Consider the following 11,858-nt stretch of genomic DNA (forward strand, 5'->3'; position numbering starts at 1 on the left):
TGATCAGAATCATCTATGCCGATGCACCAGAAAATGTAGATTACACCGCCTACGGTATCAACAATGCCATCCTGATCGACAACACCGGCAAATGGCGCGACCGCGAAGGACTGGGCCGCCACCTGCAGGCCAAAGGCATCTCCAAAGTAATCCTGACCGCACCGGGCAAGGGTGATATCCCCAACGTGGTGGCCGGGGTTAACAACGAACTTATCGTTGAGAACGAAACCATCTTCTCCGCTGCCAGCTGCACCACCAACGCCATTGTGCCGGTGCTGAAGGCGATCCATGACCGCTTCACCATCCAGCACGGCCATGTGGAGACCTGCCACTCCTACACCAACGACCAGAACCTGATTGACAACTACCACAAAGGTTCACGCCGTGGCCGCAGTGCCCCGCTGAACATGGTTATCACCGAGACCGGCGCTGCCAAGGCGGTAGCAAAGGTCATCCCTGATCTGGCCGGCAAACTGACCGGCAACGCCATCCGGGTACCAACCCCCAACGTCTCCCTGGCGATCCTGAACCTGGGACTGGGACAGGAGACCACGGTCAAGGAGCTGAACAGCTTCCTGCGGGACACCGCCCTGAACTCACCGCTGCAGAACCAGATTGATTACGTGGTGTCACCGGAAGTGGTCTCCAGCGACTTTGTCGGCTCACGCCATGCCGGTGTGGTTGACTCACTGGCCACCATCGTGCAGGGCAACCGCTGCGTGTTGTACGTCTGGTACGATAACGAGTTTGGCTACAGCTGTCAGGTAGTGCGGATGGTACAAAAAATGGCGGGGATTGAATTGCCGTCGCTGCCGTAATTGATGAGATATTACCAGACAGGGCATCCAATCCGGGTGCCCTGTTTTTTTATGATTTCCTGCCCAGGCGTCCAGCCAACTTCCCCCCCTCCAGCAGCAAAAACACGGCAACCGCAGGTAGCAGTACCAACCCCAGCTGTTCCCCTGTCAGGGCCGTTGTACGAAAGAAGCCCTGCAACTGCGGCAACCAGATGACCAGCCCCTGCAGCAACAGCACACTGGCGGCCATGGCCAGCAGAGACGGATTACTGAAGAGACCCATCTGCAGAAATGAACTGCGGAAGGAGCGTAACGCCATGGCCTGGGCGATCTGAGCCAGGGCCAGTGAGGCAAACAGCACCGTCTGCCAGGGGCCACCAGACTGCCAGACCAACCAGGTAACCAGCATGCAAGAGCCGCCGATCAGGCTGCCGGTCAGCAGGACATAGCGAACCGTGCGGCGGTCAAAGATCTGGCTGTCCGGTGCAATCGGCGGGCGCTTCATAACATCAGGTTCAGGCCGTTCCAGCCCCATACCCAGCCCCAGCAGGCCATCGGTCAGCAGGTTGAGCCAGAGCAGTTGCAGCGGGGTCAGCGGCATACCCATCCCCAAAAATGGCAGGATCAGCACAGCCAGAATCTTGCCGGTATTGCCTGCCACGGAAAAGACCACAAACTTGCGAATGTTGTCATAGATGGTGCGGCCTTCCTCCACCGCTGCCACAATGGTGGCAAAGTTGTCATCCAGAAGCACCATGTCGCTGGCCTCCCGGGCCACGTCAGTGCCAACCTTGCCCATGGCCACCCCCACATCAGCCTTTTTCAGGGCCGGGGCATCGTTGACTCCGTCGCCGGTCATGGCAGCGACACCGCCGCTGCGCTGAATCGCATCCACAATCCGCAATTTGTGTTCCGGCGCAACCCTGGCATAGACCGAGACCGTTGCCACCGCCGCGTCAAACTGCTCCGGGGGCAGTCGATCAAGCTCAACGCCGGTCAAGGCGCCACCAGAATCATCAATCCCCACCTGCCGGGCAATGGCCCGGGCGGTCAGCGGGTGATCACCGGTAATCATTACCGGCCTGATACCGGCACTCAGGCAGCGTTGCACCGCTTCTTGCGCTTCCTGGCGAGGCGGGTCAGTCAGGGCAACCAGACCGATGCAGACAAACTCCTGCTCCAGGGCCTCCACCCGACCATCTTCACCCGGCTGCAAAACCCGCAACGCCAGGGCCAGTACCCGCTGTCCTTCGGCAGCAAAGCGGTCTGCCGCCGCCTGCAGGGTCTGGAGATGCTGCTCAGTCAGTCGCTCCACCCTGCCTTGTACCAACAGACCGCTGCACAGTCCCAACACGCTATCCAGCGCGCCTTTGGCTGCCAACAGAGTACCGCCTGCTGGCAACGGTGGTAGCGACACGAAGCCGGGAATCAGCGCAGTAATATGGTGTACGGTAATCATCCGTTTGGTAACAGAATCAAAGGGGATCTCGGCAATCCGTGGCAGGGACAGCTCCAGCTCACCACGGAACAGACCTGCGATTGCAGCAGCAGAGACCAGGGCACCTTCAGTGGGGTCACCCAGCACAACCTCTTCACCATCTTCAATCTTCAAAACCGCATCATTGCAGAGCGTGCCGACCATCAACAAAAGCTGATCATACTCCCCCCCCTCACCCGGCCTTTGGCCGGCCTCTCCCCCAGGGAGAGGGGTTAGAGGTGAGGGAGATAGCAGCGTATCCGTACCCACCAGGCCGGTTACGGTCATCCGGTTCTGGGTCAGGGTACCGGTCTTGTCACTGCAGATCACCGTGACCGATCCAAGAGTCTCCACGGCTGGCAAACGCCGGATCAGGGCATGGCGTTTCAACATCCGCTGGGCCCCCAGGGCCAGGGTGATGGTAACCACCGCCGGCAACCCTTCCGGGATAGCAGCCACAGCCACACTAACCGCCAGCAGCAGCATCTCCTTCAGTGCCTCACCCCGCAGCATCCCTACCGCAAAGATCACCCCTGCCACCGCCACCGAGACCACGGCCAACACCTTGCCCAGCCGATCCAGCCGTTTCTGTAGCGGGGTCCATTCCTGCCCCACCTGCTGCAGCAGGGTGGCTATTTTGCCCAGTTCAGTCTGCATACCGGTGGCAACCACCACTGCCACCGCCCTGCCAGCCGACACCAGGGTGCCCATGAACAGCAGGTTTCGGCGGTCACCCAGCGGCAGTTCCTCCGTTGCAATCTGGTCAGTCTGCTTCTCCACCGCCTCTGACTCACCGGTCAACAGGGACTCCTGCACCCGCAGGCCATGGGCCTCCAGCAGACGGCAATCAGCTGGAACCACGCTACCAGCCTCCAGCAGCACAATATCGCCGGGCACCAGTTGCAGAGAAGGCAGCTCCAGCACCGTCATATCCCGCCGCACCCGCACCAGCGGCACAGCCATCCGCTTCAGGGCTGCAATGGCCCGCTCAGCGCGATAATCCTGAGTAAACCCCAGCAGGGCAAACAGAATCACAATGGCAAATATGGTCGCGGCATCCTTGAATGAACCCACCAGACCGGAAACCACGGCAGCAGCGGTCAGGATCAGGGCCATGGTGGAGGTAAACTGTTCCCAGAGGATCCGCCAGGGGGAACGCCCGGCCTGTTCGGTCAGCTCGTTCCGACCGTACTGCTGCAAACGACGAGCAGCCTCGTCAGAGCTCAGACCGGTATCAGGCGTTGTCTGCAACAGTTCAAGCGCCAGATTTTCGGTAAGGGTATGCCATACTGTTTTGAGTTCTCTGTCCATGGATGACAGTATACCACCAATGCTTCACTTTTCAGCTAGATGATAGTACACTGCCTGTCATGAGCAAATCAGCCGCTATCCTGTTAATCTGCTTCACCGCTACCATACTGGGGTTTTCCACCTGGCAACTGTTTCTTGGCAAGCTTGAGGCTGCCTTTTCCGCCCTGCCCTTTCTGGTAATCCTCTACCTGTTTGTCGCCCCCTGGAAAAAGCAGACACCGCGCAACCAACAACCTTAATCCGGAGTATTTATAATGTCCGCATTCCGTTTCTTTGGCGCTATCATCCGCCATCCCCGCATAGTTTTGACCGTTGCCCTGCTGCTGGCTGCCTTGTCAATTGTGTACACCTCCCTGAGGCTGGAGTTTTTGACTGGCCGTGATGATCTGATGCCCCGGCATGCGGCTTTCCAGAAAGATTATCAGGCCTACCGCGCTGCCTTTGGTGATCAGGAAGAGATTGCCGTGGTGATCGAAGGGGCTGATCCGGCTTTGGTCAGCACCTTCAGTGATGCCCTGTATGCCCGGCTGTCCCAGGAAAAGCGCCTCTTTCTGGAGGTGTTGTATCCCGGCGGCATGCCCTACTTCCGTCAGAACGGACTGCTGTTCATGTCCCTTGATGAACTGAAGGCGATGGCTCACACGCTGGAAAAGGCAGGGCCGGTGCTGCAAGATCTGGCAGCCGCCCCCTCAATCCAGACCCTGTTCAGCTCACTGACGGATCAGATTAACAACTACCTGAAGGTACCATCACCGGACAAACTGCAACGCCTGACCTTTATGCTGGGTACGCTGGACAAAGGCTTTGCCGGGTTTGATGGCAAAAAGAGCGGCCTGTCCATGGATTCGTTCCTGACCGGTGGCGCTGACGGCAAACCATCCGCCCTTGAAAACGCAGGCAGACAGCAGGTGATCGCCATCCGCCCCCTGAAAGAGACTGACAGCTTTGTACCGGCTGAAAAGGCGATCAAAAAGGTGCGTGAAGAGCTGAACATCCTGCGTCAAAAGGCTGAATTTAAGGGAATAACTGCCGGGATCACCGGAGTGCCGGTGCTGGAGTATGAAGAGATGGCCACCAGCATGGATGACATGACCATCGCCTCGGTCCTGTCACTGGTGCTGACCGTCATCCTACTGCTGTTCGCCTTCCGGGGTGTCAGGAACACGGTTGCCGCCATGGTTGCGCTACTGATCGCCATCAGCATCGCCTTTGGCCTGGCAACACTCTTTGTTGGCCACCTTAACATCCTCTCCATGGCCTTTGCCGTCATGCTGCTGGGGTTGGGGGTGGAATACAGCATCCAGGTGGTACTGCGTCATCAGGAGCTGCTCAATGACCGCCCGTTTGAAGAATCACTGGCCAAGGCGCTGGCCTCAAACCTGCGCCCTATCCTGCTGGCCTTTACCACCACCGCCCTGGCCTTTCTGACCTTCCTCCTGACCGACTTCCGCGGCATTGCCGAACTGGGCCTGATTGCTGCCATGGGGGTCTTTGTCTGCTTTGCGGCCACCTTTACAGTGTTGCCTGCCCTGCTTGTCATGCTGCATAAAAAATCAGAAACAGAAAAATTCATGCCGATCCCGCACAAACCAAAACCGAGCCTACAGCGACTATTTGCACGCCCCGGTCTGATTGTGGCCGCCACAGCCCTGCTGGCCCTGGCCGGTACGGCAGCCCTGACCCGCGTGCCGTTTGATTTCAACATGCTGAACCTGCAGGCCAAGGGGCTGGAATCGGTGACCTATGCCTACAAGCTGATGAAGAGCAAAGAGAACTCCGGCTACTTCGGAGTATCCATGGCCAAAGACCATGATGAGGCGATCCGTCTGACCAAGCGTTTTGAGGCCCTGCCCAGCGTAGACCATGTCGTATCCCTGCCGGCCCTGGTGCCGGATCAGCAGCCGGAAAAGCTGGCTGAGTTGGGCCGGATCAAACAGATCATGGCAAAGGTACAGCCGGTTCCCTATGAAGAAAACCTTCGGGTAATGGAGCTACCGGCTGTTTTCGAAAGCTTTCGCGAGCAGGTAGAAAAGCTGAAGAACAACCTTGAAGCGCAGAAGCTGCCTGAGGCGCAACCTATAGCCGCCTTCCTGAAAACCCTGGACAGATTCTTTGCCGGGCTGGAAAAGGAAAAGGACGGTAACGCCCTGACCATGCTGCGGGAGATGCAGGAAAGCATGTTTGCCCCGCTACCGGAGAAGCTGAAGCTGCTGAAGGAAAGCCTTAATGCCGGAACCGTGACCGAAGCCGACGTTCCCCAGGCACTGAAGCAGCGTTTTGTAGGCAAGGATGGCCGTCTGCTGCTGCAGATCGCCCCTAAAAAAGAGATCTTCAACGAACAGCCGCTGGCGGAGTTCGTCACCCAGATCAAGTCCGTTGATCCCCACGCCACCGGCGAACCGGTCAGCGTCTATGAATCGTTCAAGATCCTCAAGCTCTCCTACCTGGAGGCCTTCCTGTATGCCCTGGGGGGGGTGGTGCTGATCCTGTTGATCGCCTTCCGCAGCCTGCGTTCAACCCTGCTGGGGATAACGCCGCTGACAGTGGGGCTGTTGCTGATGGTGGGGGGAATGTGGCTTTTCGGCCTGAAGTTCAACGTGGCCAACATCATCGTTATGCCGCTCTTGCTGGGGGTCGGGATCGACTCGGCCATCTACATCATCAGCCGTCACCTGAAGGGAAAGGAATCACCGGTGGAGGTGGCCACCAGCAGTGCTGGCAAGGGGGTATTCCTGAACGCCCTGACCATCCTGTTCAGCTTTGGCGCCCTGATGGTGGCCCGTCACCAGGGGGTCTTCAGCATCGGCGCCGTCATGTCGCTGGGCATGACCGCCATTGTGCTGGCGTTTCTGGTGTTTACCGGCACTGTTACTGCTACTTGATAAACGGCGAGGGTGAATACCGATTGTTAGAGGATGCCGGGGTTACTAGAGATCCAGCGGACTCTTTGGTTCTTTCACTGTCCTGACCGGCACGCAGTGGGCGTAATGATCCTGCCCGCCCTAGACATAAAGAACCTGATTGAATTCGGTCGCTATGCAGAAGATAAAGATGCGCATATGATCCTTAACCACAAGGCTGCTATCGAGTTGCCGGTCGATGATTCTGATCTCATTGGTTTTGCCCCCATACCGTCCTCAGCCTTCACGGTTTCCCGTCTGAAAATGTGGAGCCCAACCATCGACAAAACCGGGCAAACAGCAGGCCGGTCTGCCTCAGACCCGTTGAGAAGCAACGCACCGATGCTGTTAGACCGTACTGACCATTTGCTACGGCAATGAAAAATTAACATGCCCCGCTTGCGTACCATCCATAACCGCGCTATCGTTCATGTCACAAAACAATCAACTGAATCAGATAACCAGATCTCTTGAGGAGCATCCCTATGAAACGACTTGCCATTCTTACCAGCGGCGGTGACTGTTCCGGCATGAATGCCACCATCCGGGCTGCAGCCCGCACCGCCATTGCCAATGATGTTGAGATGATCGGCTACCGCAAGGGATATGCCGGGCTACTGAAGAACGAGTATATAGTTCTGGACAGCTTGGCGGTCTCAGGCACCCTGCAGCGGGGCGGCACCTTTCTGCAATCAGCCCGTTCTACCGAGTTCCGCACCGAAGAGGGGCGCAAGAAGGCGCTGGACAACCTGATGAAGGAACGGGTGGAAGGTCTGATCGTGGTGGGAGGTGACGGCTCCCTTTCCGGCGCCCTGGCCCTGGACAAGATGGGTTTCCCGGTGATCGGCATCCCGGCCAGCATTGACAATGACATCGCCTACACTGACATGGCGTTGGGGGTTGATACCGCCCTGAACAACATCATCTATGCGGTGGACTGTATCAAGGACACTGCCTCATCCCATGACCGGGCCTTTATTGTTGAGGTAATGGGTCGCAACTCCGGTTACCTGGCTTCCACCGCTGCCATTGCCACCGGGGCTGAGTTTGCCATTGTGCCGGAGGTGGAACTGGATCTGACTGATATGTGCCACCAGTTGCATCGACGCTATGAAGAAGGGCGTACCAATGCCCTGATCATTATGGCGGAAGGGGCCGGTCATGCCCAGTCCATTGCCGACGGGATCAAAGACGCAGTGGGATTTGAGACCCGCGTGACGGTGCTGGGGCATTACCAGCGGGGCGGCGCGCCAACGGTGTTTGACCGTCTGCTGGGCAGCCGGTTTGGCAGAAAATCAGTTGAGTTGCTGCTATCCGGCACCAAAGGGGTCATGGTCGGACTGTCAGCCAACTCGCTGACCACCACCCTGCTTGAGATGGTGGTCAAGGGTGGCCAGAAGAAGCTGAATGAAGATTTACTGCGTATGGCTGATATCCTGGGAATTTAAGACCATGAATCGACCCAAAAGACTGTTCAGAACCCGTGCCTCCAAGGAAGGTTTGCCCCCTGGCAGCCTGATTCATATTGGTGAAGCCCCGGCAGATGCGGTCAGTATCTCGGTCTTTTCCTATGGTGAACAGGGATTGCAGGATACCTGCTCAGAAACCCTTGATCTCAGCCTTATCCAACCGAAACCATCAGGCGTGGTCTGGGTGGATGTGGAAGGAATACATCAGGTTGAAACCATCCGCAGCCTGGGTGAGGCCTACAACCTGCATCCCCTGGTGCTGGAAGACATAGTCAGTACACTTCAGCGCCCCAAGGTTGAGGATTATGATGACTATCTGTTTGTGGTGGTCAAGATGCTGTTGCCCCTGCCGGACGGTGATTTTGCAGCGGAGCAGTTGAGTCTGATTCTGGGCAGGGGCTATGTGCTGACCTTTCAGGAAGGGATCCGGGGGGATGCCTTTGGAGCGGTCCGGGAGAGAATCCGTTCTGCCAAGGGCAAGATTCGAACTCTGGGGGCTGACTATCTGCTCTACACCCTGCTGGATGCAGTGGTTGATCGCTACTTTACGGTACTGGAAGGGTTTGGGGAGCGGCTGGTCAATATTGAGGAAGAGGTTGCCATGCACCCCCATCCCCGCACCCTGGTGCAGCTGAATGACCTGAAAAAAGAGATAATCTACCTGCGCAAGTCAACCTGGCCGCTGCGTGAAGTATTATCCTTTCTGGAACGGGACGACACTGACCTGATCAGCGACGCCACCCGTCTGTTTCTGCGGGATGTCCATGATCATGCGGTGCAGACCATTGATACGGTTGAGACCTTCCGGGATCTGCTCTCAGGCATGCTGGATCTTTACCTCTCCAGCCTCAGTAACCGCACCAACGAGATCATGAAATTTTTGACCATCATCGGCACCATCTTTATCCCGCTGACCTTTGTGGTTGGCCTGTACGGTATGAACTTCAAGTATATGCCGGAGCTTGAGTGGCACTACGGCTACTTTGCCATACTGGGGTTGATGGCCCTCATGACCGTGGGGATGGTCTTCTACTTCAAGCACAGAAAGTGGCTGTAAACTACCTACCCATGCCTGCACCAATCCACAAAAAAACACTGGATACCATTCAACAGTTCAAACTTTGCCAACCCGGTGATCGCCTGATTGTCGGGGTGTCCGGTGGTGCTGATTCTGTGGCGCTGCTGGATCTGCTGTCAACCCTGCCCGACTTCCCGCTACATCTGATTGTGGCCCACCTGAACCATTGCCTGCGGGGCGATGAAAGCGATGTTGATGAACTGTTTGTGCAGCAACTGGCGGCCCGTTACCAGCTGCCCTGCGAACTGCGCCGCGTTACTGTCAGGCAGTTGGCCCATCGGCAGCGGACCTCTCTGGAGGAAGCCGGACGCACGGCACGCTATGCTTTTTTTGACGAACTGCGAACCCGGTACCATGCCGCTGCCATAGCGGTTGCCCACCATATCGATGACCAGGCCGAGACCCTGCTGCTGCGACTGCTGCGTGGCGCCGGAACCACCGGACTGGCGGCCATGGCACCGATCAACCAAACCGGGATTATTCGGCCACTGCTTGGAATCAACCGCCAGGAACTACGGAAGCACCTGACAGATCGCCAGCTGACCTTCCGGGAGGACAGCAGCAACAGTGATCAGGCCTACCTGCGTAACCGTATCCGCCATGAACTACTGCCGCTTTTGCAGGAGTATAACCCGGCTATTGCCCAGCGGTTATCAGCCACCGCCAGTCTGCTGGGAGAAGACGAGATGTTGCTGACCCACTGTACGGAGACAGCTTTCAGACAGCTATCCCGCAGCGGCACCGGCTGGAGCGCCCTGTCGCTGACTGAACTCAGACAACAGCCTCGCCCGCTCAGACTACGGCTGTACCGTAGGGCCATTCAGGACATTCTCGGCAACCTGCAACGTTTTGAACTGCGCCATTATCAGCTTCTCGACAACCTGCTGCTGGAAAGCAGCACCGGTGCCAGCCTGAACCTGCCCTGCAGACTGATTGCCATACTGACCGCTGATCAGTTACTGGTTGCCCCTCAAGAACTGCTGCAGCCTGCCCCACCCTGCCGTTGCACCATTGGCACCCTCGGCAGGTACGAGCTTGGCAATGGACTGACCTTGACGATTGAGCAGGCCCAACCACCGCTATCCTGGCAAGGACTGAGCGGAACAACCAGCTATATTGATGTGACACAGGCCCCCTTCCCCTGGCAGGTACGCCCGGTTGCCCCCGGCGACCGCCTGGAACTGCTGGGAAGCAAAGGCAGCCGCGCTATTCAGGATCTTCTGACCGACCTGAAGATCCCCCGCTATCTGCGCCCCTGCCTGCCACTGATCTGCCAGGGCAATCGACCGCTCTGGCTGGCCGGTATCCGCCGCAGTCGGCATGCCCTGGTCAATCCTGACCAGCAACAGGTGATTTGCATCACCCTCTCCGGCCAGGATCAACTCCCGCTGTTCCCCTGATTCCCCAGACCCTCAATTCTTAAAAGCCTTGTCGTTGAAGCATAAAGTATGTTAATTTTCCTCAATTTCGCCAGACACTCGAATACACCGAAGTTCCGCTATTGGAGGATTAACTCTTGAACCAGTTCTACAAGAATCTCGCCCTGTGGCTAGTCATCAGCCTGATGATGATCATGCTGTTCAACATGTTCCAGAAACCACGCGTTATTGAGGACAAGCTCAGCTTCAGCGAACTCATGACCCAGATTGATGACAACCGGATCAAATCGGTCATCCTGCAGGGCAATGACCTGACCGGTAAATATCTGGACAAGGACAACAAGGAAAAGGCGTTCCGCAGCTACAAGCCCACATTTGACGCTGACCTGACTGAAAAACTGTTGGAAAAGAAGATCACCATCCAGGCCAAGCCGGAAGAAGAACGCTTTTCCTGGTTCTCAATCTTTATCTCCTGGTTTCCGCTGCTACTGTTGGTGGGGATCTGGATCTTCTTTATGCGCCAGATGCAGATGGGGGGCGGTAAGGCCATGTCCTTCGGCAAAAGCCGCGCCAAACTGCTGACCGAGGCCCAAGGCAAGATCACCTTTGAGGATGTGGCCGGCATTGAAGAGGCCAAGGAAGAACTGGAAGAGATCATCGCCTTCCTGAAGGAACCCAAGAAATTTACTGCACTGGGCGGCAAGATCCCCAAAGGGGTGCTGCTGGTTGGTCCTCCCGGTACCGGTAAGACCCTGCTGGCCCGTGCTGTGGCCGGTGAGGCCGGGGTACCGTTCTTCTCCATTTCCGGTTCAGACTTTGTGGAGATGTTTGTCGGCGTGGGTGCCAGCCGGGTGCGTGACCTGTTCCTGCAAGGCAAGAAGAACGCCCCCTGCATCATTTTTATTGATGAGATCGACGCGGTCGGACGCCATCGCGGTGCCGGACTGGGTGGTGGCCATGACGAGCGTGAACAGACACTGAACCAGCTGCTGGTTGAGATGGACGGTTTTGAGTCCAACGAAGGGGTAATCCTGATCGCTGCCACCAACCGCCCTGATGTACTTGACCCTGCTCTGCTGCGGCCCGGCCGTTTTGACCGTCAGGTAGTGGTGCCCCGCCCGGATGTCAAAGGTCGGGAACAGATCCTGACTGTGCATGCCAAAAAGGTGCCGCTGACTCCTGAGGTTGATCTGGGTGTGATTGCCCGTGGCACCCCCGGTTTCTCCGGTGCTGATCTGGCTAATCTGGTCAACGAGGCAGCCCTTCTGGCAGCCCGTAATAACAAGACCTCCGTGGACATGCAGGATTTTGATGCTGCCATGGACAAGGTCCTGATGGGTGCCGAGCGCCGCAGCATGGTGATCTCTGACGAGGAAAAGAAGAGCACTGCCTACCATGAAGCCGGCCATACACTGGTGGCCAAGATGGTGCCGGGCAGCGATCCGGT

The 11,858-nt window shown here is 57.3% G+C and carries 9 protein-coding genes; 8 read left to right on the top strand and 1 reads right to left on the bottom strand.

What is annotated here, in order from left to right; all coding sequences use genetic code 11:
- Window positions 1–818: glyceraldehyde-3-phosphate dehydrogenase (locus OEL57_RS09045; protein ID WP_300739790.1), on the top strand; the 818-nt coding region annotated here is incomplete at its 5' end.
- A 49-nt stretch (window positions 819–867) separates the two neighbouring features.
- Here OEL57_RS09045 and OEL57_RS09050 read toward each other — a convergent pair.
- Window positions 868–3,585 (bottom strand): cation-translocating P-type ATPase, encoded by a 2,718-nt coding sequence (locus tag OEL57_RS09050; protein ID WP_300739792.1) that lies wholly within the window; start codon window positions 3,583–3,585, stop codon window positions 868–870.
- A 59-nt stretch (window positions 3,586–3,644) separates the two neighbouring features.
- Between OEL57_RS09050 and OEL57_RS09055 the strand changes: the two genes are divergently transcribed.
- From OEL57_RS09055 to ftsH, 7 genes are all read left to right on the top strand, one after another.
- Entirely contained in the window at window positions 3,645–3,824 is a 180-nt protein-coding gene (locus OEL57_RS09055; protein ID WP_300739794.1) for a hypothetical protein, read from the top strand.
- A gap of 15 nt (window positions 3,825–3,839) precedes the next feature.
- Window positions 3,840–6,467: an MMPL family transporter gene (locus OEL57_RS09060; protein ID WP_307726492.1), complete on the top strand. Its 2,628-nt coding sequence runs from the start codon at window positions 3,840–3,842 to the stop codon at window positions 6,465–6,467.
- A gap of 105 nt (window positions 6,468–6,572) precedes the next feature.
- On the top strand, window positions 6,573–6,866 hold the full coding sequence (locus OEL57_RS09065; protein ID WP_300739815.1) for a hypothetical protein: 294 nt from the start codon (window positions 6,573–6,575) through the stop codon (window positions 6,864–6,866).
- Window positions 6,867–6,970: 104 nt separating this feature from the next.
- The gene (gene pfkA, locus OEL57_RS09070; protein WP_300739817.1) at window positions 6,971–7,933 is read left to right on the top strand and encodes a 6-phosphofructokinase; all 963 of its coding nucleotides are present in this window, start codon (window positions 6,971–6,973) and stop codon (window positions 7,931–7,933) included.
- Between the two features lie 4 nt (window positions 7,934–7,937).
- Window positions 7,938–9,011: a magnesium/cobalt transporter CorA gene (gene corA, locus OEL57_RS09075; RefSeq protein ID WP_300739820.1), complete on the top strand. Its 1,074-nt coding sequence runs from the start codon at window positions 7,938–7,940 to the stop codon at window positions 9,009–9,011.
- Between the two features lie 11 nt (window positions 9,012–9,022).
- Window positions 9,023–10,432, top strand: a complete 1,410-nt coding sequence (gene tilS, locus OEL57_RS09080; RefSeq protein ID WP_300739822.1) for a tRNA lysidine(34) synthetase TilS — start codon at window positions 9,023–9,025, stop codon at window positions 10,430–10,432.
- A 116-nt stretch (window positions 10,433–10,548) separates the two neighbouring features.
- On the top strand, window positions 10,549–11,858 hold a 1,310-nt coding region (gene ftsH / locus OEL57_RS09085; protein ID WP_300739825.1), incomplete at its 3' end, for an ATP-dependent zinc metalloprotease FtsH.

It is taken from the genome of Trichlorobacter sp. (assembly GCF_030247655.1).
GTDB lineage: Bacteria > Desulfobacterota > Desulfuromonadia > Geobacterales > Pseudopelobacteraceae > Trichlorobacter.

What these genes read in the sequence shown, in the direction of transcription:
- OEL57_RS09050 (WP_300739792.1), bottom strand. Translation starts at nt 3,585, where the DNA reads ATGGACAGAGAACTCAAAACAGTATGGCATACCCTTACCGAAAATCTG.
- pfkA (WP_300739817.1), top strand. Translation starts at nt 6,971, where the DNA reads ATGAAACGACTTGCCATTCTTACCAGCGGCGGTGACTGTTCCGGCATG.
- tilS (WP_300739822.1), top strand. Translation starts at nt 9,023, where the DNA reads ATGCCTGCACCAATCCACAAAAAAACACTGGATACCATTCAACAGTTC.
- OEL57_RS09055 (WP_300739794.1), top strand. Translation starts at nt 3,645, where the DNA reads ATGAGCAAATCAGCCGCTATCCTGTTAATCTGCTTCACCGCTACCATA.
- OEL57_RS09065 (WP_300739815.1), top strand. Translation starts at nt 6,573, where the DNA reads ATGATCCTGCCCGCCCTAGACATAAAGAACCTGATTGAATTCGGTCGC.
- OEL57_RS09060 (WP_307726492.1), top strand. Translation starts at nt 3,840, where the DNA reads ATGTCCGCATTCCGTTTCTTTGGCGCTATCATCCGCCATCCCCGCATA.
- corA (WP_300739820.1), top strand. Translation starts at nt 7,938, where the DNA reads ATGAATCGACCCAAAAGACTGTTCAGAACCCGTGCCTCCAAGGAAGGT.